The sequence below is a fragment of the Brevibacterium sp. JSBI002 genome, assembly GCF_026013965.1.
In the GTDB taxonomy this organism is placed as follows: Bacteria; Actinomycetota; Actinomycetes; order Actinomycetales; family Brevibacteriaceae; genus Brevibacterium.
This window is the reverse complement of record NZ_CP110341.1, coordinates 1,431,283-1,457,775: the sequence shown is the minus strand read 5'-3', so window position 1 is coordinate 1,457,775 and position 26,493 is coordinate 1,431,283. Positions and strand designations below refer to the sequence as shown.

28 protein-coding genes are annotated in these 26,493 nt (G+C 64.2%); 6 read left to right on the top strand and 22 right to left on the bottom strand.

All coding sequences use genetic code 11. The annotated features are described in order from the left end of the window. Positions 1-13: 13 nt before the first annotated feature. From LJ362_RS06620 to LJ362_RS06590, 7 genes are all read right to left on the bottom strand, one after another. Positions 14-1,021 carry a DUF368 domain-containing protein gene (locus LJ362_RS06620; protein WP_264801365.1) on the bottom strand — a complete coding sequence of 336 codons (1,008 nt, stop codon included), beginning with the start codon at positions 1,019-1,021 and terminating at the stop codon, positions 14-16. 44 nt (positions 1,022-1,065) lie between these two features. Continuing rightward, positions 1,066-1,191 (bottom strand): DinB family protein, encoded by a 126-nt coding sequence (locus LJ362_RS06615; RefSeq protein ID WP_264801363.1) that lies wholly within the window; start codon positions 1,189-1,191, stop codon positions 1,066-1,068. 55 nt (positions 1,192-1,246) lie between these two features. Beyond that, positions 1,247-1,618 (bottom strand): VOC family protein, encoded by a 372-nt coding sequence (locus LJ362_RS06610; protein ID WP_264801362.1) that lies wholly within the window; start codon positions 1,616-1,618, stop codon positions 1,247-1,249. Positions 1,619-1,725: 107 nt separating this feature from the next. Next, a complete protein-coding gene (locus LJ362_RS06605; RefSeq protein WP_264801360.1) occupies positions 1,726-2,544 on the bottom strand; it encodes a thioesterase family protein in 819 nt (272 codons plus the stop codon). Positions 2,545-2,586: 42 nt separating this feature from the next. Beyond that, positions 2,587-2,802 (bottom strand): hypothetical protein, encoded by a 216-nt coding sequence (locus LJ362_RS06600; RefSeq protein WP_264801358.1) that lies wholly within the window; start codon positions 2,800-2,802, stop codon positions 2,587-2,589. Between the two features lie 110 nt (positions 2,803-2,912). Then, on the bottom strand, positions 2,913-5,030 hold the full coding sequence (locus tag LJ362_RS06595; protein WP_264801356.1) for a S1 family peptidase: 2,118 nt from the start codon (positions 5,028-5,030) through the stop codon (positions 2,913-2,915). A 266-nt stretch (positions 5,031-5,296) separates the two neighbouring features. Next, positions 5,297-7,237 (bottom strand): S1 family peptidase, encoded by a 1,941-nt coding sequence (locus tag LJ362_RS06590; protein WP_264801354.1) that lies wholly within the window; start codon positions 7,235-7,237, stop codon positions 5,297-5,299. 245 nt (positions 7,238-7,482) lie between these two features. On the opposite strand from LJ362_RS06590, the gene LJ362_RS06585 reads away from it, so the two are divergent. From LJ362_RS06585 to LJ362_RS06575, 3 genes are read left to right on the top strand one after another with little or no spacing between them, the layout of a single operon-like run. Continuing rightward, positions 7,483-7,962: an META domain-containing protein gene (locus LJ362_RS06585; protein ID WP_264801353.1), complete on the top strand. Its 480-nt coding sequence runs from the start codon at positions 7,483-7,485 to the stop codon at positions 7,960-7,962. Next, a complete protein-coding gene (locus LJ362_RS06580; protein WP_264801351.1) occupies positions 7,959-8,279 on the top strand; it encodes an META domain-containing protein in 321 nt (106 codons plus the stop codon). Before LJ362_RS06585 ends, LJ362_RS06580 begins: the two co-directional genes overlap by 4 nt. Next, positions 8,280-9,248, top strand: coding sequence for a DUF808 domain-containing protein (locus LJ362_RS06575; RefSeq protein WP_264801350.1), 969 nt, complete (start codon positions 8,280-8,282; stop codon positions 9,246-9,248). Here the strand turns inward: LJ362_RS06575 and LJ362_RS06570 are convergent. The 7 genes from LJ362_RS06570 to LJ362_RS06540 form a co-directional block, all read right to left on the bottom strand. Further along, on the bottom strand, positions 9,239-10,066 hold the full coding sequence (locus LJ362_RS06570) for an ABC transporter ATP-binding protein (RefSeq protein ID WP_264801349.1): 828 nt from the start codon (positions 10,064-10,066) through the stop codon (positions 9,239-9,241). The genes LJ362_RS06575 and LJ362_RS06570 overlap by 10 nt on opposite strands. Continuing rightward, positions 10,063-11,076, bottom strand: coding sequence for a FecCD family ABC transporter permease (locus LJ362_RS06565; protein ID WP_139467407.1), 1,014 nt, complete (start codon positions 11,074-11,076; stop codon positions 10,063-10,065). The genes LJ362_RS06570 and LJ362_RS06565 overlap by 4 nt, the downstream gene beginning before the upstream one ends. Positions 11,077-11,162: 86 nt before the next feature. Next, positions 11,163-12,230, bottom strand: coding sequence for an iron chelate uptake ABC transporter family permease subunit (locus tag LJ362_RS06560; protein ID WP_264801347.1), 1,068 nt, complete (start codon positions 12,228-12,230; stop codon positions 11,163-11,165). Between the two features lie 96 nt (positions 12,231-12,326). After that, positions 12,327-12,812, bottom strand: coding sequence for a SufE family protein (locus LJ362_RS06555; protein ID WP_264801346.1), 486 nt, complete (start codon positions 12,810-12,812; stop codon positions 12,327-12,329). Next, a complete protein-coding gene (locus tag LJ362_RS06550) occupies positions 12,812-13,720 on the bottom strand; it encodes a sulfurtransferase (RefSeq protein WP_264801345.1) in 909 nt (302 codons plus the stop codon). Before LJ362_RS06550 ends, LJ362_RS06555 begins: the two co-directional genes overlap by 1 nt. 72 nt (positions 13,721-13,792) lie before the next feature. Continuing rightward, the gene (locus tag LJ362_RS06545; protein WP_264801344.1) at positions 13,793-14,581 is read right to left on the bottom strand and encodes an alpha/beta fold hydrolase; all 789 of its coding nucleotides are present in this window, start codon (positions 14,579-14,581) and stop codon (positions 13,793-13,795) included. Between the two features lie 9 nt (positions 14,582-14,590). Next, positions 14,591-15,079 carry an SRPBCC family protein gene (locus tag LJ362_RS06540; protein WP_264801343.1) on the bottom strand — a complete coding sequence of 163 codons (489 nt, stop codon included), beginning with the start codon at positions 15,077-15,079 and terminating at the stop codon, positions 14,591-14,593. A gap of 91 nt (positions 15,080-15,170) precedes the next feature. Between LJ362_RS06540 and LJ362_RS06535 the strand changes: the two genes are divergently transcribed. Beyond that, positions 15,171-15,629: an NUDIX hydrolase gene (locus LJ362_RS06535; protein WP_264801342.1), complete on the top strand. Its 459-nt coding sequence runs from the start codon at positions 15,171-15,173 to the stop codon at positions 15,627-15,629. Positions 15,630-15,678: 49 nt separating this feature from the next. Here the strand turns inward: LJ362_RS06535 and LJ362_RS06530 are convergent, their stop codons facing one another. From LJ362_RS06530 to LJ362_RS06520, 3 genes are all read right to left on the bottom strand, one after another. Further along, positions 15,679-16,632 (bottom strand): iron-siderophore ABC transporter substrate-binding protein, encoded by a 954-nt coding sequence (locus LJ362_RS06530; RefSeq protein WP_264801341.1) that lies wholly within the window; start codon positions 16,630-16,632, stop codon positions 15,679-15,681. A gap of 100 nt (positions 16,633-16,732) precedes the next feature. Continuing rightward, positions 16,733-18,211 carry an amino acid permease gene (locus LJ362_RS06525; protein ID WP_320109159.1) on the bottom strand — a complete coding sequence of 493 codons (1,479 nt, stop codon included), beginning with the start codon at positions 18,209-18,211 and terminating at the stop codon, positions 16,733-16,735. Between the two features lie 106 nt (positions 18,212-18,317). Beyond that, positions 18,318-19,637: an FAD-dependent oxidoreductase gene (locus tag LJ362_RS06520; RefSeq protein WP_264801340.1), complete on the bottom strand. Its 1,320-nt coding sequence runs from the start codon at positions 19,635-19,637 to the stop codon at positions 18,318-18,320. 123 nt (positions 19,638-19,760) lie between these two features. On the opposite strand from LJ362_RS06520, the gene LJ362_RS06515 reads away from it, so the two are divergent. Further along, positions 19,761-20,369 carry a TetR/AcrR family transcriptional regulator gene (locus LJ362_RS06515; RefSeq protein ID WP_264801339.1) on the top strand — a complete coding sequence of 203 codons (609 nt, stop codon included), beginning with the start codon at positions 19,761-19,763 and terminating at the stop codon, positions 20,367-20,369. A gap of 7 nt (positions 20,370-20,376) precedes the next feature. Here the strand turns inward: LJ362_RS06515 and LJ362_RS06510 are convergent, their stop codons facing one another. Genes LJ362_RS06510 through LJ362_RS06500 form a run of 3 tightly spaced genes read right to left on the bottom strand, consistent with a single transcriptional unit; the run spans position 20,377 to position 23,512 of the window. Continuing rightward, on the bottom strand, positions 20,377-21,630 hold the full coding sequence (locus tag LJ362_RS06510) for an alpha-hydroxy acid oxidase (RefSeq protein ID WP_264801338.1): 1,254 nt from the start codon (positions 21,628-21,630) through the stop codon (positions 20,377-20,379). Continuing rightward, the gene (locus LJ362_RS06505; protein ID WP_139467405.1) at positions 21,627-22,286 is read right to left on the bottom strand and encodes a response regulator transcription factor; all 660 of its coding nucleotides are present in this window, start codon (positions 22,284-22,286) and stop codon (positions 21,627-21,629) included. The genes LJ362_RS06510 and LJ362_RS06505 overlap by 4 nt, the downstream gene beginning before the upstream one ends. A 29-nt stretch (positions 22,287-22,315) precedes the next feature. Further along, on the bottom strand, positions 22,316-23,512 hold the full coding sequence (locus LJ362_RS06500; RefSeq protein ID WP_264801337.1) for a sensor histidine kinase: 1,197 nt from the start codon (positions 23,510-23,512) through the stop codon (positions 22,316-22,318). Between the two features lie 153 nt (positions 23,513-23,665). Between LJ362_RS06500 and LJ362_RS06495 the strand changes: the two genes are divergently transcribed. Continuing rightward, on the top strand, positions 23,666-24,889 hold the full coding sequence (locus tag LJ362_RS06495) for a DedA family protein (protein WP_264801336.1): 1,224 nt from the start codon (positions 23,666-23,668) through the stop codon (positions 24,887-24,889). Here the strand turns inward: LJ362_RS06495 and LJ362_RS06490 are convergent. Together LJ362_RS06490 and thiE are read right to left on the bottom strand one after the other, a co-directional pair. Beyond that, entirely contained in the window at positions 24,843-25,808 is a 966-nt protein-coding gene (locus LJ362_RS06490; protein WP_264801335.1) for a ketopantoate reductase family protein, read from the bottom strand. The two genes, LJ362_RS06495 and LJ362_RS06490, sit on opposite strands and share 47 nt — an antisense overlap. Continuing rightward, entirely contained in the window at positions 25,805-26,488 is a 684-nt protein-coding gene (gene thiE, locus LJ362_RS06485) for a thiamine phosphate synthase (protein WP_264801333.1), read from the bottom strand. Before thiE ends, LJ362_RS06490 begins: the two co-directional genes overlap by 4 nt. Positions 26,489-26,493 lie beyond the last annotated feature (5 nt).

Here is a 26,493-nt window from a genome sequence, read left to right as displayed (position 1 = left end):
AACTCTCTTGCGTTCACGCTGTGGTGGAATCGGCTCCACCTGCCTCACCCTTCGCAGACGCAGATTTCGCCTCGACGACGATGAGGATGACGACAACCGCCGCGCCGAGGACCGCAAGCAGGATCGGACCGAGTACCGGATCGACAGGGGCCAGCAGGCCGCCCGCTCCGTGCTCTTCGCCGTCGGCGCCCACCTCGGCAGAAGACTGCCACGGCCAGAGCGCGCGGAGGGAACCGAACATCAGCCCTGCCATGACGATCAGTGTCCACCACCGGTGATTGTGCAGGAAGTATTTGAGAATGTTGACGAAGACCGCTAGGCCGAGGACTGCGCCGAGCAGGAAGATTCCGAGATACCCGAAATCACGTGAATCGACGGCGCTCAGTGTGGTCGAGTACATGCCGACTGCCAACAGGAAGAATGATCCGGACACTCCTGGAACCACAAGTGCGCAGACGGCGATCGAGGCGACGAAGAAGACGGCGATGAGCGGTGGGTTCTCCACATCTGCCCCGCCGGCCAGACTCGTCATCAAGAATGCGAGAGCGGCAGCGACAATGAAGGCCAGAACGCCGAGGAGAGCCGGTTGCCGCGAGGAGCGGGCCGGCAACATGCGCAACGGCACCGCAATGCTGGCGGCGACGAGGCCGAAGAACAGTCCGCGGGAGAGTTCGGGATTGCCGGTGACGAAGGATTCCAGGACACCGGCGATGGTGAATACGGCCATGGCCATCCCCAACAGAACCGGGATGACGAGGAACCAGTCGGTGCGCCGCAGTTCTGCCAGTGCTCCGCTGACACGCTTGGGGCCGGTCACCAAGGTCTTCGCCGCGGCAACGACGTGCGCTGCGGAATCGATCAGCTGGTCGTAGACTCCGGTGACCAAGGCAATGGTTCCGCCGGAGACCCCGGGGACGAGTTCGGCGCTGCCGATGAGGAATCCGCGGATCAGGTCGAGCGGCAGGAGTGCTTTGGATCGTTTCGGCGCAGTGTCGGTTCCGGTCGATGGGATGTTCGTCATACCTCCCAGCCTATTTGATCCGCCCTCTGCACAGTGCCCACGACTCAGTCGCCGATCTCACCATCGATGTCCTCGCGCAAGATGTCCGCATGCCCGGTGTGCCGCGTGTACTCTTCGAGCCCTCGTCGTTCGTTCGGGGAATTGCTCGGATCGGTCAATGGCAGGGTCATGCTGAGCCTCTCTGATCATGCAGACGGCCTGATGTTCGAACCAGGTGTATGAGGTTCAGTCTAGTTTTCGCCGACCGATGTCGAAGAGATTTCCTTCGGGATCCTTCAGAGTCGTCCATTCGATCCCATACTCGTCGAAAGACGCGAGCTTCTGTGCGCCCAAGGAGACCGCGCGGTCGACGTCCGCCGGATAGTCCGGATCGTCGAGGTCGATGTGCAGCGGGTTCTTCCCCTCTGCCCGTTCGTCGACCTTGAGGAAAAGCATTCCCGGGGTCGGTGACTCGCTGTTGTGAACTCCCCCGATGCTCGCAACGAACTCGTTGGCGCCGGGATCGATGTCGGCACCGAGGAGGTCTGCCCAGAAGATCGATTGTGCTTCCACATCGAGGCAGTCGAAGGTGATGCTCAAAGATGCCAGCGACGCCATGAGCGCGCTCCTTTCCCAGTCGGATAGGTGTTGACCCGACTCTAGAGCACCCCACCGACATGGCACATCGAAGGCGTCATCGTCGGTTATCCGCCGTCATCGTCACGTCAACCGCGGGGTTGGCGCGCCAACTGCCGCGACTGAGCGACGAGGCGGCCGGCCGAGTCCCACAGTTCGCAGTCCTCTTCGAACATGCCGCCGGCAATGTTCCGAGTGGACAGTCGTGCGCTGATCCAGCCGGGAGCGGGCAGGGCGCGGACGTGTGCGGTCAGTTCCATCGTCGGTGCCCAGTTGAAGCGACCGAGGTCGAACATCACCGGCGGGAACGAGTCGAGGAAAGTCAGCAATGACAGCGGATCCGGGTCGGTACCGTCGATGAACCGAATCCAGCCTTGCAACACTCCACGACCACTGGGTTTGCCGACCGCGAATCGTGCGGTGGCCGGGTCGAGGCGCATATCGAACCGTTCGATGAGCGGTGCCGCCTTCTTGAAGTCCTCGCTGGCTTCGGCGACACCGACGCATTCTTCCGGTGGGGGCAGCTGGGGCGGCGTGGCTGTCGTGCCGACATCGTCGGGAAGCTCGCCGAGGTTGCCCATCGTGGCCATCGCCGAGATCGTGGGTGCCCCGTTCTGGGAGAGCTCGATGCCGTAGCTCGCCGTCGATCGGCCTTCGCGCAGTGTGCGCGTGGTGATGTCGACCGGACCTTCTCTGCTCGGTCCGAGATAGAAGGTGGAGATGACGAGGGGGTCCGGGGTGCTCGGGTTGACGGCCCGCAGGGCTTGTCCGGCGACTCCGAGGAGGTAGCCTCCATTCACGGCTCCGGCGACTTTCCAGCCGGCGTCGAGCTCGGCGGTGAAGCTGTGGTCGCCTTGACGGGTGACTGCGGTGGCCTGTGAAAACTCACTGACGGTCGTTTGACTCATATCACATACAGTACCAACAGCTGATCGAACGTCCAGCCAGATTCAGTGTCGTCCAGGCGGCCGTTTGTTGCCGTGTCGGTAGTTTCCTGTCGCCCGGGCCAACAGCTGCTGATCGGTGTCGTCATCTCGGCCGAGTTTGGGGATGAGTGCGCCGGCCCTTCTCCCGCCGAGCTGCATGACGGTTCGGCCGCCTCGGCGAATGAGGAGGACCCCGGATTTGGTGACTTGGTAGTCGAATGGATCGTCTTCAAGGCTCATGTCTGTACTCCTTTGTCGCTCCATCGTCCGAGGATAAGGAAGGTGCCCCAGACCTCACGGTCAAGGGCACCTTCACTTATTCAGTCAGCGAGAGACTGTCTGAGTATGTTTCAGTTGTTCTTCTTGCGACGCATGGTCAGAACAACAGCGGCTCCACCGACGAGGAGCAGTCCGGCTCCGGCAGCCAGGCCGGTCAGCTCGGCACCGGTGCGAGGCAGATCAGATCCGCCGCCGTCACCGTTTCCATCATCGTTGCCGTTGTCGTCACCATCGTCGCCGCCGCCGTTGCCATCTTCATCGGCAACAACCTGGAAGGAGCCGGTGAGGGCATCTTCGTCTGCGGTGTCATTGGCGCCGGTGACCTCGAGGTCGTACTTGCCGAGGTAGGCCTCGGGGTTCGAGGCGCTGGTGCCGTAGATCGAGAATCCGACGACTCCGTCAGCGTTAGCGGTCTCTTCGAGGGTGATGCCCTCGACGTTGTCAGGACCGGCAACGACTTCGAGGGTGACGTTCTCGCCCTCTTCGAAGCCTTCAGCGGTGATCTGAACGCCCTTGTCTTCCTTCACGAAGTCCGAAGCGGAGATCTCCTTCGGCTCGACGGTCAGGTTGCGCTCGGCCTCGGCAGCCTGGACAGTCACCGTGAAGTTGGTGGCCTCCGAGGTCTGGCCGTTAGCGGTAACCGTGGCGGAGTAGGCGTATTCGCCAGCCTCACCAGGAGCCTCGGTGGAGAAGTTTCCGTCAGCATCGGTCTTGAGCGTGACGCTGCCCTCAGCAGGTGCAGCCTGAGCGGAACCCGCCTGGGCATCGCCAGCGGCCTTCCAGGTCAGGTTCACTTCAGCGTTCGGAGCAGCTTTGCCGGTGATGTTTCCGCCTTCAGAGACGGTCTGGTCGTCTACCTGGGGAGCTTCAGGCTTTTCATCACCGTCAGCGTCGGAATCGGCTTCGTCATCCTTGCCGTCTGCGGCAGTGGAAGCGTCTGCTTCCGCTCCGTCGGCATCGGCCGAGGCTTCAGCGTCGTCGCCTTCTGCGGCGGACGAAGCGTTTGCGTCGTCGCCTTCTGCGGCGGACGAAGCATCCGCGTCCTCACCGTCGGCAGCAGCCGAGGCATCAGCTTCTGCTTCGTCATCGCCCGGAGGTTCTTCGCCCGGCTTTTCGAGGTTGAACTTCACACCGGACTGTTCGAGGGAGTGATCGAGGTCAGCAACCCAACCCAGCTGGAACGGGGTGCCGTCGTCCCACTCAGCAGGTCCACCGCCGGAGATCACACCAACTGCGGTGTCTCCCTGGAAGACTCCACCTCCGGAGTCACCCGGCGCGGAGAACGGGTCGCTCATAGACGACTCAACTGCGAAGCCATGCACCCAACGGCCGCTGACGGACATGTAATCGAAGGGTGCTTGTTCACGCGGGATGACCTGACCCTCAGTCAGTCCGGTCGTGCGACCGGCCTTCTGCACGGATCCTTCTGTGTGGGCTCCGACCTTAGTGATGTCGGTGGCGAGCTTTGCAGCAAGGTCGTCGTCAGCGGCGGAAGACCAGTCGGTCACTCCGGTCTTGACGTTGTACTTCGATTCGTCGACGTTGATGACGGCGAAGTCGATATCGCCTTCAGCGCCCTCGGTCTCACCGGGGTCCACTGGGCTGCCGTACTTGTTGTAGCCCCACGAGCCGATGGACCCGATTCCCGCGGGTTCTCCGCCCTCACCTTCAGCTGCGGGCGCAGTGCTGGGACGCTCGGTGTCGACGACCGAGTTCGAACCGAGATCCTCTCCGGCTTCGGAGGTATCTTCAGCACAGTGGCCTGCAGTCAGTACGACGGGCTTGCCGCTATCGTCCCAACCGGAGAAGCCGGTCGAGCAGGCACCGGTTCCGCCGGTGCTGGGGGACTTCAACAGGTAGCCTGCGCCGCCGACCAGATCATTCTTAGCGTGGGCCTTGACCTCAGGGAATCCAGCCGAGACGACAACATTGTCGGCGCCGTACTTCTTCTGGAGCTTCTCGATTTCCGCGGCATCTACATCCGCTTCGTCTTCGACGCCGAGGTGAAGCGTGCCGTTGTCGAAACCAAAGGCATTGACTACGGAAATGGACTTAGCAGCCTTCTGAGCAGTCACCTGGGTGAGGTCTGCCGTGTCCGCCATTGCCGGGCCGGAGACCAACGCTCCGCCGAGGCCGAGTGCTGTCGCTGCCGCCAGCGCCAGCGAACTCTGCACGAGTTTCTTCTGCATAAGTTGTTGTCTCTCTGTTCTGAGGGATCAATGTCACAAGTTGATGACCTAAGTCACGATAAGGTTACGGGCCGCACTCAGGAACTACCAAAAAAGTCGGTTCGAAACTGTGAACTTAATGACCGAAACTTCAGCAGATGTACAAAGTGACTTGCCGTCATCTTCCATCAGACTGTCGTCGTGAATAGACGATGCCCCCGGTCAGAAGACCGGGGGCATCGTCAGTGAGAGTTCGGCAGACCGTCAGACGGTCAGCAGCCCTTCACTCAGTTGTTGTTCTTGCGACGCATCGTCAGAACGACTGCGGTTCCGCCCACGAGGAGCAGTCCGGCTCCGGCAGCCAGGCCGGTCAGCTCGGCGCCGGTGCGAGGCAGATCAGAGCCTCCGTCACCGTTACCGTCATCGTCGTTTCCGTTGCCGGATCCGCCGTCGGCGTTGCCGTCGTCGTTGTTTCCGTCATCGTCGCCGCCGGATCCGCCACCGGATCCGTCTTCGTCAGCGACAACCTCGAACGAACCGGTCAGTGCCGCCTCATCCTCGGTGTCGTTGGCGCCGGTGACCTCGACGTCGTACTTGCCGAGGTAGGCCTCAGGGTTCTCGGCACTGGTTCCGTAGATCGAGAACGCTGCCGCACCGTTCTCGTTGGCGGTCTCTTCCAGTTCGATGCCTTCGACGCCTTCAGGTCCGCTGGCAACTTCGAGGTTGACCTTCTCGCCCTCGTCGAAGCCCTTGACCGTGATCGTCACGCCATTGTCTTCCTTCACGAAGTCGGAAGCGGCGATCTGCTTGGGATCGATGCTGATCTCACGCTCGACGGGAGCAGGAGTCTCGGACTCATCTTTCTCAACGGTCACGTCGAATTCGGTCGTCTTAGACTTCTGGCCATCGACGATCGCCGTCGCAGTGAAGTTGTAGTCGCCTTCTGCCTTGGGGCCTTCGACGGAGAAGTTTCCATCTTTGTCGGCCTTAACGGTCTCAGCACCGTTTTCGTCAGCCTGGGCGCCTTCAGCGGCTTCCCACTTGACCTCAACCTCGGCGCCGGCCTCAGCCTTGCCCTTGATCTTGCCCTCGGGCTCGATGGTCTGGTCTTCAGCCTTCGGAGCGGCAGGAGCCTCAGGGGTCTCCTCGCCCGGCTTCTCGAGGTTGAAGTCCGTGCCGGATTCCTCGAGCGAGTGATCCAGGTCGGCAACCCAGGTGAACGAGGTGTTCGCATCGAGGTCGCCGCCGCCGGAGATGACACCCACAGCGGTGTTGCCCTGGTAGACGCCGCCGCCGGAGTCGCCCGGCTGCGAGAAGGGCTTGTCGATCGGAGCGGTCACGCCGAATCCGTGAACCCAGCGACCGCCGACGTTCTGGTAGTCGAAGTCGTACTCCGAACGGGGCAGAACTTCGCCGTCGGTCTTACCGGTGGTGCGACCGGACTTGCTGATGGCACCGTCCTTGTGCGCACCGACCTCGGTGATCTCGGTGGTCGACTTGGCCAGATCGTCCGAATCGGCAGTCGACCAGTCGGTGATTCCGTTCTTGACGTTGTACTTCGACTCGTCGACGTTGATGACAGCGAAGTCGATGTCGGACTCGCTGGGCTCGGGCCACTTGTTCTGGTCGGCGCCTTCGAGCAGGTCGCCGCCGAAGTTCGCGAAGCCCCACTTGCCGATGACGCCATTGCCGGAAGCCTGGAAGCCTTCTCCGCCGTTGGCCTCGGAGATCGAGGGCTTCTCGGTCTGGTCGACAGTGGTGTCGCCGTCGAACTCGTTGGTCTGCTCGTTGATGATCTTCGAGCAGTGTCCGGCGGTGAGGACGACGGGCTTGCCGTCTCCATCCCAGCCGGAGAAGCCGGTCGAGCAGGCTCCGCCGCTCTCGCCGGCCTTGACCAGGTAGCCGGCACCGCCGACGAGGTCGTTCTTAGCGTAGGGCTTCAGTTCCTTGACGCCCTCGGTGACCTTGATGTTCTGGTACTTCTTTTCGAGCTTCTTGATCTCGTCGGTCTTCTTGGCAACGCCGATGCTGAGCTCGCCGCCGTCGGTGCCGTAGGCATTGACGCCTTCGATTCCGGACAGGGCCTTCTGGACGTGAGCTTCACTCTGGAGGTCCAGCTTCTGCGGAGCGTTGTCAGCCATCGCCGGCGAGGCGACAAGCGCGCCGCTCAGGCCCAGCGCTGCGGCGGCGCTGATTGCCAGCGAACTCTGCACGAGTTTCTTCTGCATAAGGTTGATTCCCTTGATCGTTGTCGATGCTTCGATTGCCGACCCCGTCAACGGGCTTCGCGCCGATTCGGCGGTTCGCGTCTCCGGTGTCAGATTTCCAACCGTGTGAAAGGTTACGGTTTGATCACGACGCAATGCAAAAACCATCAATGTCGCAGGTGAACACAACTTACAGAAGTCCGACTACACAAGCTGTCCTGTGTTCGTCCAGGTCGCTCGAAATCGGTGCCGTTATGATCAGGGACATGCCGAACCACACAAAACTTCGCACCCCGGCCGCTGCAAGACCCGCCTCGAGGCTCGCGCTCGGTCTCGCTGCACTTGCTCTCACTCTGCCGCTGGCAGCCTGCGATACCGGTAACGACCCACGAAACCCCAGCTCCCCCTCCCCCACCGAGTCCAGTGAAACCACGTCTCCCAGCGACGACGCCTCCAAGCTCGATCCCACCGGTAAATGGACCTCACCGGAGAAGGGCGACCCGTTCCTCGAATTCTCTGAAGACGGCTCGCTCGAAGGCTCTGACGGCTGCAACGCGATCGTCACGAGCTGGAAGGTCAAAGGCGACGAGATCGCCATCGACTCCTTCATGTCGACCCAGAAAGCATGCGCCGGCGTCGACACCTGGCTGAGCAAAGCCTCAACGGCGACTATCGAAGGCGATGTCATGAAGGTCAAAGACAGCAACGGGAAAGTCATCGGCGGACTGGAGAAGGAAGACAAATGACACAGGAACTCATCGGCCGCTGGGTCGCCGAGACGAACGAGCGGGCCTTTCTCGAGTTCGCCGAGGACGGCTCACTGCGCGGCAGCGACGGCGCCAACAGCCTTGTGACCTCATGGTCGGCTGAGCCCGAGGGTCTGATGATCAAGTCCTCGATGATGACGCTCAAGGCCGCTCCCGGAATGGTCACCTGGGTTCCCAAGGCCAGGAGGGTCGAACCCGACGGCGACCGTCTGCAGCTCTTCGATGCTGCGGACAACCACCTCGGTGATCTCCATCGTCAGCCGCCTGGCCCCGCTCACAAACTCGGCGGTCGTTAGATGGCTGGAGGTCTGATCGCACTTCTTGACGACGTCGCCGCACTCGTCAAACTCTCGGCTGCCAGCCTCGACGACGTCGCCGCGGGTGCTTCGCGAGCCAGCGCGAAGGCAGCGGGCGTCGTCATCGACGACGCGGCAGTGACGCCGAAGTTCGTCGAAGGAGTGGACCCCAAACGCGAGCTTCCGATCATCCGGCGCATCGCTTTCGGATCGCTGTTCAACAAGCTCATCATCATCCTCCCGGTCATTCTGCTGCTCAGCCAATTTCTGCCCTGGCTCCTCACTCCGCTGCTTATGATCGGCGGCACCTACCTGTGCTTTGAGGGTGCCGAGAAGGTCTTCGAAAAACTCGGTTGGATCGCCCACCACGAGAAGGACACCCCGGCCTCAGAGCAGACAACCGATGGCAGGGCGGCAGAGAAGAAGGTTGTGCGATCGGCCATCACCACCGATTTCGTCCTCAGCTGCGAGATCATGGTCATCGCCCTCAACGAGGTGGCTGGCGAGTCCCTGACCAGCCGTGCCATCATCCTCGCTATCGTCGGTCTCGGAATCACCGTCGGTGTCTACGGCGTCGTCGCGCTCATCGTGAAGATGGATGACATCGGGCTGCACATGGCGAAGAAGGACGCGCCCCGGCAGCAGAAGTTCGGACGGTTCCTCGTCGAGGCGATGCCGAAGCTGCTCGCACTGCTCTCCGTCGTGGGCACCTTCGCCATGCTGTGGGTCGGAGGCCACATCATCCTCGTCGGCACCGATGAGCTCGGCTTCCACGCCCTCTACGGATTCGTCCACCACCTCGAAGAACCCGTCGCCGCGAACGCGGTCATCGGCAGCTTCTTGGGATGGCTCGTCAACACGTTCTTCTCCCTCATCCTCGGTGCGATCTGGGGAGGCATCGTCGTCGCAGTGATCTTCGGCGCCAAGGCCGTGTTCACGGGGAAGAAGAACACGCAGAATCAGCGCTGAGCGAATGTCTTCTTCGGTGCTCCCGCCACGATCATCGGCGCACCCGTGACCGGATCGTCGATGACTGTGCAGTCGATGCCGAAGACCTCATTGACGAGTTCCGAGGTGATGATCGTCTCCGGAGCCCCCTGAGCGACGATCGAACCGTTCTTCATGGCGATGATCTCGTCGGCGTAGCGGCAGGCTTGGTTGAGGTCGTGGAGGACGGCGACCAGCGTGTGCCCGTATTCGTGGTTGAGCTGGGAGAACAGGTCGAGCAGCTCGATCTGATAGGCGACGTCGAGAAAGGTCGTCGGTTCGTCGAGCAGCAGGAGGGATGTCTCCTGGGCGAGCACCATGGCCACCCAGACGCGCTGGCGCTGACCGCCGGAGAGCTCGTCGACGAGCCGTGAGGACAGCTCTTCGGTGTTCGTCGCCCGCAGTGCCGACAGCACAGCTGCTTCATCGGCGTCGGTCCACTGGCGCAGGAACGACTGATGCGGGTGCCGCCCGCGGGAGACGAGCTCGGCGACCGTGATCCCGTCCGGGGCGATGGACGACTGCGGGAGAAGACCCAACCGCTGGGCGATCTTCTTCGTCTTCATCTTCTCGATGTTGTTCCCGTCGAGAAGTACAGTGCCCTTCGCCGGCGGCAGCAGTCGCGCGAGGGCCCGCAGCAGGGTCGATTTGCCGCAGGCATTGGGGCCGACGATGATCGAGAACTTTCCGTCGGGAATGCTCACGTCGAGATCGCTGACGATCTGGCGCTGGTCATAGGCCAGGTCGAGGTTCTCGGCGATCAGCGGGGAGGCTGCGCTTGCGGGGTTGGGAATGCTCATGATGCCTTCCGAGCTTCTTGGATGAGGAGCCAGATGAGGTAGATGCCGCCGATGCTCACGGTGATGACGCCGACGGGCAGTTGGATATCGCCGAACGCATGTTGGGCGATGAGGTCGGCGGCGACGAGGAGCAGTGCTCCGACAGCCGCGGAGGTCAGCAGGCTGGTGCCCTGCGCCCGCGCGATCCGCCGCCCGATCTGCGGTGCGGCCAAGGCGACGAAGGCAATCGGACCGGCCGCGGCCGTGACCACGGCGACGAGGGCCACGGCGATGACGATGAGAACGGCACGGATGGGCTCGTTGCGTACGCCCAGCGCTTTCGCCGTATCGTCGCCGAGTTCCAGAGTGCCGAGATCTCGGGAGAAGAGTCCGCAGGCCAGACCGAGGACGATGGTGGCCACAGCCGCCGGTGCGATCGTCGACCAGCCCATTCCATTCAGGGTTCCGGCACCCCAGGTGGCAGCGGCCATGGCGAGCTCGAGATCGGCGCGCATGATCAGCCAGGTGTTGAAGGCGTTGAGCATCGCCGTCAGTGCGATACCCACGATGATGAGCCGGAAGCCCTGGACCCCGCCTTTCCAGGTGAGCAGGTAGACGACCACGGCGGTCAGGAGTCCGCCGATGATCGCACCTGCCGCGGTGGAGACGAAGCTCGTGCCGAAGACGATGATCGTGACGATGCCGCCGGTGTAGGCACCGGTGGAGAAGCCGATGATGTCCGGGGAGCCGAGAGGATTGCGTGTCAGCGATTGGAAGACGGCTCCGGAGACTCCGAGTCCGGCACCGAGGACGATGCCGGCGATGATGCGCGGTGCCCGCCACTCCCCGACGACGGTATTGACGATACGCTTCTCCGCGGCTCCGAACAGGCCCTGGAACACTTCGGTCGGAGTCAGCGAGAACTTGCCGAGCATGAGACCGGCGAAGCCGCAGGCCAGCGCAATAAGCGTGATGATTCCGGCGGTGATGACGACCCGCAGGTCGATGCGGAATCCGAAAACGCGCAGCATCGGGCGGCCGAAGTCGACTTTCTCCCCCGGCAGTGCATGCGGGTGCGCGGTGAGGCTGCGGTCGGGAACCGCGAGGTGGGTGGTCTTCACAGGCCGCTCGCCTTCTTTCGACGGACAAGGGCGATGAGCACCGGAGCACCGACGAACGCGGTGACGACTCCGACTTGGAGTTCGCCGGGTTTCATCACGACTCTGCCGATGACATCCGAGGCCAGGAGCAGAATGGGTGACAGGACGAGTGAGTAGCCGAGGATCCAGCGCTGGTCGGGACCGACGATCCACCGGGCGATGTGCGGAATCATCAGGCCGATGAATCCGATCGGCCCGGCTGCGGCCGTGGCCGCTCCGGCAAGAAGAGTCACGGCGAGGATGGAGAGCACTCGGGTGCGGTGGACCGAGGTGCCGAGGCTGGCGGCCAGATCGTCGCCGAGGGCCACGGCGTTGAGTGAGTGGGACAGTGCCAGTGCGAGCACGGTGCCGATGACCATGAATGGCAGGATCGCGGTGATCGTATCGAAATCGCGGCCGGCGATTGCGCCGACGTCCCAGGACCGGAAGGCGTCGAAGGCGCGTTCGTTGGTCAGCAGGATCGCTTTGGTCAGTCCGGTGAGCACAGCGGCGACGGCGACTCCGGCCAGAGTCAGGCGGATCGGATCGACCGTGCGGCTGCGACCCGCGGACCCGATGACATAGACGCCGACGGTGGCGACGAGGGCTCCTGCGAACGCGAACCAGATGTACCCGGTGATTGAGGAGATCCCGAAGAACGCGACCCCGATCGTGATCGCCAGGGACGCTCCGGCGTTGACACCGAGGATTCCCGGATCGGCCAGGGGATTGCGCGTCAGGGCTTGGATGAGACCGCCGGCCAGACCCAAGCCCATGCCGACGAGGATGCCGAGCACGGTCCGCGGCAGGCGCAGTTCGAGGACGACGAGCTGATCGTCGCTGCCGGTGGGTGCGAACAGGGCTGCGAGGACTTCCGAGAGCGGCATATCCCTGGCGCCGATCGCCAGGGAGGCTGCGATCACGACGACGAGCGCAATGATCGCTGCGACCAGCCCCAGCACTCTTCTGGTCCGCAGGCTCCCACCTGTCGGATGACCGGTGTCGGTATGCGGTTTCGCCTCGGCAGAGGTGGCGGAACCGGTCATCGAGGTGGTCCTTTGAGTGAGGTGGCGGTCAGGTGACTAAGGGCAGGCTAACCACACTGTAACTCACTGGACCACCTCAGCCAAGCGAAAGAGATCTCACTCGGCTGTGATCTTGCCGATCCTCTCGGACACCTGCCGCTGGATCCGCGAGAGCATTCCGCTCATTCCGCGCAGCCTCAGCGGGCTGACGATCTCCGACATCGACAGCCGCAGGGGCAGGTCGGCTGGAACCGACAGGATCGCCTCGGCGGTGGCTCCGTCGAGCCCTTCGTGCAGGATCCCGGCGAAGCCCCGCGTGGTCGGCGCCTCCGGGGGCGCGGAGAAGTGCAAGCGCACTTCCGCCCGCTCCCCCGCCTCGGGGTCGGCCACCTCGGTGACAAGGAAGATCGGCGACTGGCATTCGGGTACCGGCTCGAGCAGCTCCGGGTGGTCCGTGTACTTCTCCGGCAGGTCGGGAAGGTCCGTCGCGAACTCCAGCAGCACCTGGAGACGGTCGTCGGACGGGGTTTCGGCGAAGTCCGTGACGATCTCCGCCAGCGCCTCCGGCAGATCGTCGGTCTTAGGCGTCGTCGTCTCGTTCATCAGCGTCCGGGCACCTCTCCGGGTTCGGCTCCGGTGACGATCGGCACGCCGACGACATTGCCCCATTCGGTCCAGGAGCCGTCGTAGTTGCGCACGTTGCTGTATCCGAGGAGGTGCTTGAGGACGAACCAGGTGTGGCTGGAGCGTTCGCCGATCCGGCAGTAGGCGATGACCTCATCGCTGGTGCCCAGCCCTGCCTGCTCGGTGTAGAGCTCCTTGAGTTCGGCGGCGGACTTGAAGGTGCCGTCTTCGTTGGCTGCCTTGCCCCACGGCATCGACTTCGCGCCGGGGATATGGCCGCCGCGCAGTGCGCCTTCCTCCGGGTAGGCGGGCATATGGGTGCGTTCGCCGGTGTATTCCTCCGGGCTGCGCACATCGATGAGCGGGACATCGCCGAGGCTGCTGCGAACCTCGGGCAGGAAGGCGCGGATGACGGAATCGTCGCGGTCGACGACAGGGTATTCGGTGGGTGCGGGCTGCGGCTTCTCCGTGGTCATCTCACGGCCTTCGGCCTGCCATTTCGCACGACCGCCGTCCATGAGCCGGACGTCTTCGTGGCCGAAGAGAGTGAAGACCCACAGCGCGTAGGCCGCCCACCAGTTGGACTTGTCGCCGTAGACGACGATGGTGTCATCGCGGGAGATGCCCTTGGCGGACATGAGCGCGGCGAATCCCTCACCGTCGACGTAGTCACGGGTGACGGGATCGTTGAGTTCCGTGTGCCAATCGACCTTGACCGCTCCCGGAATGTGTCCGGTTTCGTAGAGCAGCACGTCTTCATCGCTTTCGACGATGACGAGTCCGGGATCGCCTGCATGCTCAGCCACCCAATCGGTGCTGACCAGTCGGGTTCCGTCCGCGTATTCGGCGAACTTCTGTGCGGGATCGGCCGGGATCGCAGTGCTCACGCATTCCTCCTGAGAGTTTGAGTCCAATTGTGCTCGATGTGGCAACGTCGAGCGCGTTCAGCATATTCCTTTTCAGGGGCGGCTGAGGAATGCCGTCAGCGCTGAGACGAACTCCCGCGGTTTCTCAGAATGCACCCAGTGTCCCGAGCCTTTGACTGTGAGGAGTGTGGTGCGTGGGAACAGACTGCGCATCTGCGGCAGGTCGTCACGGTCGACGTAGTCCGATCTCTCACCGGCGACCCAGAGGACGCGATGGTCGAACACGGTCTCGCCCATGTCCGGGAAGTCCCCGATGACATCGAGGCTCGAGTGCAGCAGCGCCAGGTTGGGCTGCCAGGAATACCCCGCCGAGGTGGGGCGCAGGTTCTGCAGCAGGAATCCCCTGATCGCGGCCTCGGGGATCGGGTCCCGAAGTTCCTCATCAGCCTCGGTGCGCGATTCGATCCGATCGAGATCGAGGGCGGCGAGGCTGGAGAGCAGGTGGTCGAAGACTCCGGTGGACCCGCCGGCGTTGGGGCCGATGTCGACGACGACGAGCCGGTCGATGAGATCCGGGTGACGCAGGGCGAGCACCATCGCGACCTTTCCCCCCAGGGAATGTCCGACCAGGTGCACGGGCTGATCATCGGGGGCGACCGCCTCGGCGATATGGGCCGCCACGGCATCGGCGAGCTCGACGTAATCGAAGGTCTCGGTCCATTCGGACTCGCCGTGGTTGGGCAGGTCGACCAGCAGGCTGGAGAAATCGGGCTCGATGTCCTTGGCGATGCGGGTGAAGTTCTTACCTCGGCCGAACAGGCCGTGGAGGAAGACGACCAGGCGCCCGGATTCGCCGATGCGAGTGCTGTTGATGGTGGTCACGATCCCAGCCTAGCCCGTGACGGCACGTTCGAGGCTCTCCAGTGAGGCGTCGAGGAATTCGACAGGGAACGGAGGGAAGCCGCCGAACTCCTCCCGGGTGGCTTCCGTCGTTGCGGACCACTCATAGGTCAGAGCCACCTCGGTGCCGGAATCGGTCTCGGTGAGGTCGTAGCGCCACCGCCACCCGCCGGGGACGACCCGTCCGGATTCGTCGGCTTGGCCTGGGTCCCAGGCGATGGCGTGCGGAGGATCGAAGGCGGTGACGGTGTTGTCGGCGCGGTAGGCCCCGCCCACGACGTCGAGATACATGTCCATGGAGAAGACCTGACCGATTTCCGTGATGGGGGCGCCGTCGATGGCGCCGCGGACCCAGTCGCCGGGTTCGGTCTCATGGTGGCGTCGCGGATCGGACAGCAGTGTGAAGATCTGGTCGACGGAGGCGGGGATCGTGCGGGTACGGACGAGCCTGTCATTCGGCGTCTGCGGCTGTTCGCTCATATCTTCACACTAAGTATCCGACGTCGGCCGAACAAGACTTCAGTGAGTTCAGCCGACTTCGGCGACCGGCACACGCGGGTAGGGTGAGGTCATGCACTTCTCCGAATACGACACTCGACTTGCCGGTTACGCGGTCATCGTCAATGACGACGACGAAATCCTCCTCAGCTGGTTCAACGGCGGCAAGGACCGCCTGCACGCGATCTGGACGCTGCCCGGAGGCGGAATCGAGTTCGACGAAAGCATCGAAGCGGGCACACTCCGGGAGATCAAAGAGGAGACCGGGTTCGATGCTGAACTGGTCCGCCCCTTGACCACTCATTCCTTCACAGAGCCTCGCCGCAATCCGGCTTTCGGCGACTCGACGGCTCGCCCCTTCAAAGGAGCCCGCGTCGTCTATGAGGCTCGGATCATCGGGGGCACCCTGGGCACTCTCGAAGTCGATGGGACGACGGATCGGGCGGAATGGCTGCCGATCGATTCGCTGCAAAGTGTGCGGCACGCCCGCATCATCGACCTCGGCCTCGATGCGTGGCGTGCCGCCGTGTGAGTTCTGCTTAAGTTCTGCGCAGGGGCGCGCAGCAGCGCTCGTCAGTCGGTTACTTCACCTTGTCGGCGATGAGTCCCGGGAGCTGCTCCGCGGTGTACTCGGCCGAGAGGATCGAGTTGAGTGAGAACGCCTTGCGGATGTCATCGTTGTCCTTGGTCAGAACGAAGTCGTGTCCATCTTCGACGGCCGGGATGCGCTTGTAGGCAGCATCCTCGGTGACTTCCTTGTCCTCGATGTAGATCGGGAACGTCAGAAGCAGGTCTGCGTCGAGTTGATCGAGGTTCTCCTCGGAGATCGGCACGGAGAAGCCTTCTGCCTTCATTCCCGCAATCGTCTCGGACTGCTTGAAGCCGAGCTGCTCCATGACCTGCACACGACCTGACTCCTCGACATAGGCGCCCCAGCCCTCGGAGGTCTTCGCTGCCACGGTCACGGACTTGTCCTGGAACTCGGGATGAGCTTCGCGCGCATCGGCGTAGGTCTTGTCGAGGTCGTCGAGCAGCCTCTTCCCCTCGTCGTCCTTGCCGAGCGCCTGAGAGACGAGTTCGACCTGCTGGTCCATGGTCGTCAGGTAGTTGTCGCCGCCTTCGGGAACTCCGACCGTCGGGGCGATCTCGGAGAGACGGTCGTAGCGCTCCTTCTCACCCGAACTGTTCGTATCGAGGATGACGTCGGGCTCGAGTGCGGCAATGGCCTCGTAGTCGGGTTCCATCGTCGCGATGATCTCCGGTGCTTCGTCGTAGAGATCTTCGGCCCACGGGCCGACTCCCTTGCCACCGAATTCGACCCAGTCGGAGGCACCGATGGGCTGGACTCCGAGCGCCAGTGCGGTCTCGGCATCGCCCCACCCGAGAGCCACGACCTTCTGCGGGTCGGCGGGCACCTCGACGGCACCGAACTTCGTGTCAACGGTGGGCCCGGAGGCCTCCTCGGCGGCACCTCCTACGCCGCAGCCGGCGAGGACGAGGACGGAGGCGATCACGGGGGCGAGAATACGGCGCATGAAATCCTTCTTGAGTAGTTAGGCGAGCCTAGCTTAACTCATTTTCCGGATATCGTGATGGTCACTGTGCGACCGCCTCGGCGAGGGACCGCCCACCGAATCAAGCTGCCTTGATCTCGAGCCCCTCGACATCCATCTCATCGAGAGCGACCATGCGTGAGCGCCGACCGGTGACGATGCGGTGGATGAGCCACAGAAGCAGGAACGCCGGAAGCCCGGCATAGGCGCTGGCGACCTGGAGCAGCTGCCCGGCCACGACAGCCTGCACATTCTGGCCGATGATGACGACGATGAGCATGATGAGCGCGATGATCGGGCCGATCGGGAACAGCGGCGCCCGGTAGGGCAGGTTCGCAACGGCATGGCCCTGACGCACATAGGCCCTACGGAACCGAAAGTGGCACCAGGCGATGCCGACCCAGACGATGAAGCCGGAGAGCCCGGAGACGTTGATCAGCCAGGTGTAGGCCCCACCGTCGCCCATGATCTCGGTGAGGAATCCGAACAGTCCGATCATGGCGGTGGCCAGCAGGGCCATGACGGGGACTCCGCGTTCGTTGAGGCGGGCGAACAGCCTCGGCGCGGTTCCCTCTTTCGCCATGGCGTAGAGCATGCGGGTGGAGGCGTAGAGGCCGGAGTTGCCGGCGGAGAGGATGGCGGTGAGGATGACGGCGTTCATCATTCCGGCGGCCACGGCGATGCCGGCGCGTTCGAAGACGAGAGTGAACGGTGAGGCCGTGATGTCCTCATTGTTCGCCGAGGCCAGCAGGGAGGGGTCGGTATAGGGCAGGAGAAAGCCGATGACGGCGATGGCGCCGATGTAGAAGAGCATGATGCGCCAGAACACGGTGCGGATGGCGCGCGGCATGTCCCTGCGCGGGTTCTCCGACTCCCCCGCGGTGACGCCGACGAGTTCCGTGCCCTGGAAGGAGAACCCGGCGATCATGAAGACACTGATGACCGACATCCACCCGCCGACGAACGGAGCCTCTCCCGTCGTCCAGTTGCTCAGACCGGGTGCGGTTCCGCCGAGGATGCCGGCGATCATGAGTACACCGAGGACAAGGAATGCGAGCACGGCGGTGACCTTGATGGCCGCGAACCAGAATTCGCCCTCGCCGAAGGCCTTCGCGGACAGGAAGTTCAGCCCGGCCAGCAGGACGAGGAAGACCGCCGCCCAGATCCACGACGGCACGTCGGGGAACCAGAAGGACATGATGACGCCGGCGGCGACGAGTTCGGCGGCCAGGGTGATCGCCCAGTTGAACCAGTAGTTCCAGCCCATGGCGAAGCCGAATGAGGGACTGACGTATTTGGTGCCGTAGGTGTGGAACGACCCGGCCACGGGCAGGTGTGTCGACATCTCACCGAGGGACTGCATGACGAAGAGGACCATGATCCCGATCGCGGCGTAGGCCACCAGGGCACCGCCGGGGCCGGCCTGTGAGATCGTGCCGCCGGAGCCGAGGAAGAGTCCGGTGCCGATGGCGCCGCCGATGGCGATCATCTGCAGGTGGCGAGACTTCAGTCCCCGCCGGAGTCGGCGTTCGTCGTTCGCCGAGGCGGCTGGCATTCTCATGGTCATCCTCGTTCGTGGTTCGGCAGGCCCGCGCACGAGGACCCTGGCCATTCCTACCACAATCGGGGTCGGCCCCGGCCGCTGCAGGCGCCGGGTGGGAGGAGGGTCACATCCGCCGAGGCGGGGATTCGAGCAGCTGCAGTATCGGCTTGAGCGCCGACCGGATGCTGATGACGCGGAACGCCTGGTCACGGACGAACGCGAAGAGCCGGGACCGGCCGAACATCAGCCGGGCCAGGGACCGCGAGTTGTCGTGAGCAGCCTCGACACGTGGCCGCTGGCGGGCTTCGAAGCGTTCGAGTGCGACGGCTGCGCTCGTCCCAACCGCTGAGGCGGAGAGTTCGTCGGCGAGCACCCCGGCCGATTCCATCGCCATTCCGGCACCGATCCCGGCAGTCGGAAGGAACCCTGCGGCCGCATCGCCGAGCAGAACCGTGCGACCATGGCTCCACTTCAATGCCCGGGAATCCCGCAGCGGCCAGAAGAACGGCGCTTCGGCCTCCTCGACCGCGGTGAGGCAGGCGTCGATGCGCGGAGTCAGTACCGTCAGCCGCCTGCGAACCTCGGCTGCGAGTCGCCGGGGGCCGAGCGGCTGCCGGGTGTCGGGACAACCGAGGAAGACTCCGACGGCTCCCTTGACCGGGTACACGCCGAGGAAGAATCCATCGCCCCAGATCTCGCCGACGGCGCTCTGATCACCATCGGCCTCGGCCCAGCAGACCCATCCGCCCCAGGTCGTGTCCACTGACGACTCCGGGGAGGTCTCGCCGGTGACGGCAGCGGCAGCGCTGCCTGATTCGCTCGTGGCGGTTGCGGCGGGCCCACCGGTCACGAGTCTGCGGGTGCGGGAGTTCATGCCGTCGGCGATGACGACGGCATCGAATGCGAGTGCTGCCTCCTGACCCAGGTTCTGCTGCCGTCGCCCACGGTGCTGTTCGGATCGGCTGTCCTGGACCAGATTCACGGTGGCACCGTCGTCGGACAGTCCGGTCACTGTGGTGCCGAAGGCGATCGGGCAGTCGTCGTCGGTGAGCACGTCGAGCAATGCGGAGCGGGAGATTCCGCGATAGTCGCCGAAGTCGGCCAGCAGATCACCGAGGTGGTCCTGCCGGAGGACTTTTCCGGTGTGCGCATGGGCGATATAGCGATCGATGCCGACGCTGGCCTCGAGGTAAGCCTCCCGGCACTCGAGTTCGTCGATGATGGGATCGACCATGGGCATGAGGGCGAGCATGTATCCGGCCCGGTTGTCACCGATCATCCGACGGGAGTCCGGCGACCGGTCGATGAGGACCGGGTGCATCCCGCGGGCCCGCAGGAGCTGAGCCAGCGTGATGCCGGCGATTCCGGCTCCGACGATGAGAATACGCGGCTCTTCCGGGCTCACTCGCTTCAGCTGGTCGTCGACCATTGCCGCGATGATCATACGTGGTCTCCTTCATCGGGCCTCTCCAGTGTGCCGACCCAAGTGGACCGGCTGGTCCACACACGGTATCACCGAGTGGACCGCATGGTCCACAATCGTGTCGAGCATTGCTACACTGACGGCGTGTCCGAGACTGCGTTGGCGCGTATGCGCCCCGAGAAGCGCGCCGCGCTCATCGATGCCGCCGCGCGGGAATTCGCTTCGCGGACGTTCGAGGAGGCGTCGCTCAATCGCATCATCGCCACCTGCGGGATGAGCAAGAGCTCCTTCTACCACGTCGTCGATTCGAAGGACGACCTCTTCGCCCTCGTCGTCGCCGATCTCGCCGCGGCCGCTCGCCGCTCCTGGACCCCGCCCGCTCCGGACACGTTCACAGACGGGTTCTGGGACCGTGCGCGCTCGGTCTGGGACGATATCGCGCGAACATGGCCGGACAGTCCAGAGCTCACACTCCTGTGGCACATCGTCTATGCGAACTCTGACAGCCCCGCAGTTCGGGAGCTCGCCGAGCGAGTCGAGGAATGGGTGCGTGCCGTGCTCATCGCCGGACGTGATTCCGAGGCAATCGACGTCGAATGTCCGCTCGAGCTCCAGACCCTGGCGGTGTTCTCACTGCTGCGCACCTTCGACGAAAGGGCGCTGACACTGACGGGCAGCGACAGCGCAGACGTCGATTCGGAGGACATCTCGGCCCATCAGTTCAGGCTGCTCGCGCGTCTGCTGAGTGCCTGAGACGGGCTCACACAGAGTCGGCCGACAGCCCCCGGTCGGAAGCCGATGCCTGCGGCAGCCCGCGGACGAGGTCGGGGCCTAGGTCGGAGATGCTCCGGGCACCCATGAGGCCCATGGCGGTGAGGATCTCCTGTCGGATGAGGGCGATCGCTCTCTCCACGCCCCTCTGGCCGCCGGCCATGAGCCCGTACAGGTATGCCCGGCCGATGAGCACGAAGTCCGCTCCGGCGCACAGCGCGGCAACCACATCGGTACCGGACATGATCCCGGAGTCGAAGATCAACTCCATCTCCGATCCGACCTCCGCACGGACTTCGGCCAGTGAGGTCAGCGAGTCCGGAGCCCGATCGAGCTGGCGACCGCCGTGGTTGGACACCACGAGTCCATCGGCTCCGATGGATTGAGCTCGCCGGGCATCCTCGGCGGTGAGAATTCCCTTGACGAACAGGCGTCCGTCCCACTGTTCGCGGATCCACCGCAGGTCGTCGAGGTCGAGGGTCGGGTCGAACATCGTCTTCGTCATCTCCGCGAGGGACTGGGAGGTGTTCGAAAGCGACGCGTATTTCGGCGGTTCGGTGGTGAGGAAGTTGAACCACCAGCCGGGTCGATAGGAGGCGTCGAGGATGGTCCCCAGCGTCAGACGGGGTGGGATCGTCAGACCGTTGCGGTGATCACGCAGACGCTGACCGGTGATCGGGGTGTCGACGGTGACCAGCAGGGTCTCGTATCCGCTGGCGGCGGCTCGTTGGATCAGGTCGAGGCTGCGTTGCCGGTCCTTCCACAGGTAGAGCTGGAACCACCGGGTGGAGTCCGGTGCCGCCTGTGCGACGTCTTCGACCGAGGTCGTGCCCATCGTCGACAGTGAGAACGGGATTCCGGCCTTGGCTGCGGCACGCACTCCGGCGACCTCGCCTTCGGAGTGCATCATGCGGGTGTAGCCGGTCGGAGCGATGCCGAAGGGCAGCCTGGCCCGGGCACCGGCGATCGTCGTCGACGTATCCGGCGCGTCGACGCCGTGGAGGATGCGCGGAAGGAGCTCAACGTTGCCGAGCGCTTCACGGTTCTTCGCCAAGGTCCGCTCGTCCAGAGCGGCACCGTCGACATAGTCGAACGGCGCGGTCGGTGTCACGCGCTTGGCGATGCGGCGAAGGTCCCAGATGTCTGCGGCCGACTCCAATCTGGCTGCGACCCGGTCGAGTCGGGGCAGGTCGAACTGCAGCAAGGGGGCGAGTTCTCTCAGATCGGGCAGTCGACGTTTCATCTCTCTCCTCGTTCTCGGTTGAGGTAGGCGAGCACTGCCGCGACACGGCGGCTCGTGGTCTCTCCTGCCTGGAGGCCGAGTTTATCGAAGATGGAGCTGATCGCCTTTTCGACGGAGCTGACCGAGACGAAGAGCCGTTCGCCGATTCCCCGGTTCGACAGTCCTTCGGCCATGGCCTCGAGCACTTCACTCTCGCGCGGGGTCAGTGTCGACAGCGTGTTCTGCCTCTCCGAGGTGGTGAGCAGCTGCCGGACGACGTCGGGGTCGATGACCGTTCCTCCCTCGGCGATCCGCTGTACCGACTCGAGGAACCGGTCGATGTCGGTCACCCGGTTCTTCAGGAGGTAGCCGACGCCCACCGACTCGGTGCTCAGCAGCTCGGTCGCATATTCGCGCAGCACGTACTGGCTGAGGACGAGGACTCCGATATCCGGGAAGCGACGTTTGATCGCCAACGCCGCCTCCAGTCCTTCGGTGGTGTGAGTCGGAGGCATCCGCACGTCGACGATCGCCAGGGTCGGCCGCAGCTCGGCGACCGCCCGCAGCAGCTCCCCTCCGTCTCCGACGGACGCGACGACGCTGATCCCTTCGTCTTCGAGCAGACTGCGAACACCCTCTCGCAGCAGCACCGCGTCATCGGCGAGGACGACGCGCATCCGGTTCTCTGGCTGGACGTCTGTCGTGATCACTTCTGTCTCTTCTCCTTCGTCGTGCTGCCGTCCTGTGCGTCGGTCCCGAGCGGGATCCGGGCGGTCACTGTGGTGCCTGCGCCCTCAAGGGAGTCGACTTCGAGACTCCCGTCGAGCGCTCCGACCCGCCGTGTGAGCCCTTGGAGCCCTCCCCCGCGCGGATCGGCTCCGCCCACACCGTCGTCGGAGACGGTCACGGTCAACGCGGTCCGGGCCTCTGCGACGATGCTCACCGTGATCGCGGTCGCCTCGGCGTGTTTGACGACATTCGTGACGGCTTCACGGACGACGAAGTAGGCGGCAGATTCCACTGCGGGCGGAAATCTGCCTTCCGGCACGGTCACGAGGGTCAGCGGAATAGGACTGCGACCGGCGATCCTCTCGAGCACGGTTCGAAGACCATGGTCGTCCAGCGCAGTGGGATAGACCCGCCAGGCGACTTCGCGCATCTCGTCGATGAGGTCCTGGGACTGCACCAGCGCATCGTCGAGCAGCGCTTGGGACTTCGCCGGGTCAGAGGCACGCCTGGCTCGGGCGATGACCACGGACAGGGAGACGACATTCTGCTGCACGCCGTCGTGCAGGTCCCGCTCGATCCGGCGTCGTTCCTCGTCGATGGCGAGCACGACTCCACGCCGGGTCGTCAGCAGCTCGCTGATGCGGGTGTACACGGCGAAGGGACGCTCCACCTCGACGAAATGAGCGTCGATGCGACCATGCGCCCAGCTTGCCGCCTCGGCCAGAGCGACGGCGCCGATGAGGTTCGCCGCCCCGTAGAGGACACCGACGAAGAGCGTGGGTTGCGAGATCGACCACATGTCGAACCCGATGTTGACCGCTCCCCCGATGAAGAATCCTTGGAAGAGCGATCCGAAAGTCACGACGAAGAATCCGCCGAGGAGGTTCGCGGTGGGAATGATGGCGAGTGCTGCGACCAGGCCGTTGCCGAGCAGGAACCGACGTTTGGTCGGCTCGTCGACAAGGACGAGTCCGAACCCGCGAGAATGCCGAGCGAGTTCCCAGCTCCGCACCTTCGCGGCCATACGTGAGGTGGGCGGACGCACGGAGGCCATGAGCAGCGGCAGACACAGCAGACCGCCCCACGCGACGGCGAGTACGGACCGCGTCCACCGCGCGGCGAACATCCGTACTTCGGGAGGAAGGCGGGTGGACAGCGCGCTCGGCCAGGGCATGAGTCGATCGTAGCAACGCCCGTCGCCGCCTCCCAGGGGTTCGGCCGCAGTCTCGGATTCCGGTTTTCCGCAATGGCGGTTGCTGTTCGACCGCACTGACCGTGTGCCCGACCGCGTACCGGCCCTGCCGTCTTGTGCCTAGCGTGGATGAGTATGGATCTCGCACTCGAGCTGCTCACTGCCACCCTCACATCTCCATGGGTGTACCTGCTCATCGCCGTGGCCGCGGCACTGGACTCGCTCATGCCGATTGTGCCGTCGGAGACTCTGCTCATCACCGCTGCGACCTTCGCCGCGACGGGGCACCCTCACCCGGCAGGGCTCATCCTCGCCGCTGCCGGAGGGGCTCTCCTCGGGGATCTGGCGGCTCACCTCGTCGGCCGATTCGCTGCGACCGGGGTCGGCCGATGGCGACGGTGGGCGAGCATCGCGAACCTGCTCGACTCCGCCCACACGGTCTTCTCTCGCCGAGGCGGGACCGTGCTCATCGCCGGCCGATTCGTTCCCGGGGGCCGCAGCCTGGCCACCATCGGCTCCGGTCTGCTCGGGTTCCCGATCCGCACTTTCCTCCTCTGGGACGGGATCGGCAGTCTCGCTTGGGCGCTCTATTCGACGGTGATCGGACTCATCGGGGGAATGATCTTCGAAGACCGCCCGCTGCTCGGAGTCGCCGTGGGCATCGGCATCGCCCTGGCCATCACCGGCAGCGCCGAACTCGTCCGCCGGTTATGCCGGCGCCGCAGAGGACGCACTCGGCACCGATTCACCGAATTCCAAGACCGAGATGTCACGATGGCAGGGATGTCTCAAACATATGTGTGGTACGTCAGCTACGGATCGAATATGGCTCGCGATCGGCTCGCCTGCTATCTGCAGGGCGGGCGACCGCCCGGGGCGATGGTCACCTATCCAGGTGCCAGGGACACAACACTGCCCCGCGCAGAAGCCGGGATCGAACTGCCCGGAACGATCTATTTCGCCGGCGAGTCCAAGGTGTGGGGCGGCGGCATGGCCTTCTACGATCATTTCCTCCCCGGACCGACCCCCGCCAAGGCCTACCTCATCACTGCCGAACAGTTCGCCGATGTGGCGGCACAGGAGATGCACCGACCGCCCGAACCAGACAGTCCGCTGGAACGCCTCGTCTTCGATCTGGCAGCCGGCAGCTCCCACTCTCTGGGGCCGGGCGGGTACGAGACGCTGCTCGTCCTCGATGATGTCGACGGTGTCCCGATGGTCACGTTCACCGCCGCGCATCGTTCGTCAGACGTCGAACACGCTCAGCCGCAGGAGCCGTATCTGGCGATGCTGCGCACCGGCATTGCCGAAGTCAGAGCCGCTTCTGGGCTTCCCCTGCCCGCAGCTGCACAAGTGTGAGGTCGAGCAGCGGAGTCGCCACTTCCAGATCCTCCGCCTTGATCGACAGGTCGCCGAGGATGTGCTCCGTTTCGCTCGGCAGCCCCGCCATCACATCCCGGTAGAGGGATGAGGTGAAGGCGGAACCGTCCTCGGTGAGCATCTTGATAGTCATGGCGTGGGAGGCTTCCGACACCGGGTGTCCTGCCGCAGCCGCCACGGCTTCGAGTTCATCGATGATGGCATACACGTGCGATCTGCCGCCGGCTTCCATGATCGCTCCGACCGGGGCGCGGAACAGGCAGGTGACGACTCCTGCCGCGGCGATGAAGATCCATTTCTCCCACAGCCCGTCGATGATTCCATCGACGGTCTGGAGTTTGAATCCGGGCACATCGAGCGCCTCGGAGATGCGTGTGGGCACTTCGGCGCCGTGGAGATCTCCGATGGTCATCACGGCCAGGTCGGTGAGCTGGACGACGGCTCCGTCCCTGATGGTGCCGACGATCTTGACGAACCCTCCGAGCACCTGTCCGGGGTATCTGCTCTGCAGCTTCTCGATCTGAGCCATGCCGTTGAGGAACGGAATGATCGTTGTCTGCTCGCCCACAGCCGGTCCGATATCGGCGATGACCGAGTCGAGTCCACCCGCTTTGACCGCGACGATAACGAGGTCGAAGGTTCGTGGTGCGGCTGTGAGTTCCTCAGCGGTGATGACATCGACCTGATTCGTCCGATCATCACCGAGTGCAGTGAAGCGCAGCCCCTCAGCGCGGACCGTCTCCGCCCGTGCCTGCCGGAGCAGGAAAGTGACATCGCGTCCGGCCTCCTGCAGATAGGTGCCGAACGCTCCGCCGGTCGCCCCCGCCCCGGCGATGAGAATCGACAGGTCGGCACCAGTGCCGATTCCGTCGGATGCGCTGTCAGCTGCTTGGGTCATTCCAACTCCTCCTTGAGCTCCCGCGCGGCCGCAGCGGGATCCTCAGCCGAGGCTATCGCACGGACGACGACGGCACGCCTCGCGCCCGCCTGACGGATCGCATCCAGCCTCTCCCCCGTCGCGATACCGCCGATCGCGAACCACGGTTTGGCCGCCTCGGCGGCGGTTGCGGTCAGCAGCGCCGTCCCCACAGAGGCGCGGCCTGGCTTCGTCGGGGTCTCCCAGACCGGCCCGACACAGAAATAGTCGGTCTCCGGGTCCGCCTCGGCGGCGAGCGCCTGCTCGAGGGAATGGGTCGAGCGGCCGAGGATGACATCGGGTCCGAGCACAGCCCTGGCCTGAGCACTGGCGAGGTCGCCTTGACCGACGTGGAAGACGTCGGCGTCGGTCAGCAGCGCAACGTCGGCACGGTCATTGACTGAGAAGAGCTTGTCGTGACGGGCGGCGATATCTTTGAGGACCTCCAATGCCGCGATCTCGGCGCGGGCCTCGAGGCTCTTGTCCCTCAGTTGGATGATGTCGACACCTCCACGGTAGGCGGCGTCGAGGAACTCGGCGAGGTCGCCCTGACCGGTCCGGGCATCGGTGCACAGGTAGAGCTTCGCCTCTGCCAGTCGCGCCTCTCTCCAGGCTCTCTTCGTCTGGCGCGCCGTAGTGCGCGGTGGCATCTGTGTGGTCATGGTCA

Excerpts from the sequence above, each read along its gene's own strand:
- LJ362_RS06560 (WP_264801347.1), bottom strand. The coding sequence starts at position 12,230 with ATGACCGGTTCCGCCACCTCTGCCGAGGCGAAACCGCATACCGACACC.
- LJ362_RS06590 (WP_264801354.1), bottom strand. The coding sequence starts at position 7,237 with ATGCAGAAGAAACTCGTGCAGAGTTCGCTGGCAATCAGCGCCGCCGCA.
- LJ362_RS06490 (WP_264801335.1), bottom strand. The coding sequence starts at position 25,808 with ATGACCCAAGCAGCTGACAGCGCATCCGACGGAATCGGCACTGGTGCC.
- LJ362_RS06615 (WP_264801363.1), bottom strand. The coding sequence starts at position 1,191 with ATGACCCTGCCATTGACCGATCCGAGCAATTCCCCGAACGAACGACGA.
- LJ362_RS06500 (WP_264801337.1), bottom strand. The coding sequence starts at position 23,512 with ATGCCCTGGCCGAGCGCGCTGTCCACCCGCCTTCCTCCCGAAGTACGG.
- LJ362_RS06585 (WP_264801353.1), top strand. The coding sequence starts at position 7,483 with ATGCCGAACCACACAAAACTTCGCACCCCGGCCGCTGCAAGACCCGCC.
- LJ362_RS06620 (WP_264801365.1), bottom strand. The coding sequence starts at position 1,021 with ATGACGAACATCCCATCGACCGGAACCGACACTGCGCCGAAACGATCC.
- LJ362_RS06600 (WP_264801358.1), bottom strand. The coding sequence starts at position 2,802 with ATGAGCCTTGAAGACGATCCATTCGACTACCAAGTCACCAAATCCGGG.
- LJ362_RS06535 (WP_264801342.1), top strand. The coding sequence starts at position 15,171 with ATGCACTTCTCCGAATACGACACTCGACTTGCCGGTTACGCGGTCATC.
- LJ362_RS06520 (WP_264801340.1), bottom strand. The coding sequence starts at position 19,637 with ATGATCATCGCGGCAATGGTCGACGACCAGCTGAAGCGAGTGAGCCCG.
- LJ362_RS06510 (WP_264801338.1), bottom strand. The coding sequence starts at position 21,630 with ATGAAACGTCGACTGCCCGATCTGAGAGAACTCGCCCCCTTGCTGCAG.
- LJ362_RS06605 (WP_264801360.1), bottom strand. The coding sequence starts at position 2,544 with ATGAGTCAAACGACCGTCAGTGAGTTTTCACAGGCCACCGCAGTCACC.
- LJ362_RS06575 (WP_264801350.1), top strand. The coding sequence starts at position 8,280 with ATGGCTGGAGGTCTGATCGCACTTCTTGACGACGTCGCCGCACTCGTC.
- LJ362_RS06525 (WP_320109159.1), bottom strand. The coding sequence starts at position 18,211 with ATGAGAATGCCAGCCGCCTCGGCGAACGACGAACGCCGACTCCGGCGG.
- LJ362_RS06580 (WP_264801351.1), top strand. The coding sequence starts at position 7,959 with ATGACACAGGAACTCATCGGCCGCTGGGTCGCCGAGACGAACGAGCGG.
- LJ362_RS06495 (WP_264801336.1), top strand. The coding sequence starts at position 23,666 with ATGGATCTCGCACTCGAGCTGCTCACTGCCACCCTCACATCTCCATGG.
- LJ362_RS06565 (WP_139467407.1), bottom strand. The coding sequence starts at position 11,076 with ATGCTGCGCGTTTTCGGATTCCGCATCGACCTGCGGGTCGTCATCACC.
- thiE (WP_264801333.1), bottom strand. The coding sequence starts at position 26,488 with ATGACCACACAGATGCCACCGCGCACTACGGCGCGCCAGACGAAGAGA.
- LJ362_RS06540 (WP_264801343.1), bottom strand. The coding sequence starts at position 15,079 with ATGAGCGAACAGCCGCAGACGCCGAATGACAGGCTCGTCCGTACCCGC.
- LJ362_RS06595 (WP_264801356.1), bottom strand. The coding sequence starts at position 5,030 with ATGCAGAAGAAACTCGTGCAGAGTTCGCTGGCGCTGGCGGCAGCGACA.
- LJ362_RS06505 (WP_139467405.1), bottom strand. The coding sequence starts at position 22,286 with ATGCGCGTCGTCCTCGCCGATGACGCGGTGCTGCTGCGAGAGGGTGTT.
- LJ362_RS06570 (WP_264801349.1), bottom strand. The coding sequence starts at position 10,066 with ATGAGCATTCCCAACCCCGCAAGCGCAGCCTCCCCGCTGATCGCCGAG.
- LJ362_RS06555 (WP_264801346.1), bottom strand. The coding sequence starts at position 12,812 with ATGAACGAGACGACGACGCCTAAGACCGACGATCTGCCGGAGGCGCTG.
- LJ362_RS06530 (WP_264801341.1), bottom strand. The coding sequence starts at position 16,632 with ATGCGCCGTATTCTCGCCCCCGTGATCGCCTCCGTCCTCGTCCTCGCC.
- LJ362_RS06610 (WP_264801362.1), bottom strand. The coding sequence starts at position 1,618 with ATGGCGTCGCTGGCATCTTTGAGCATCACCTTCGACTGCCTCGATGTG.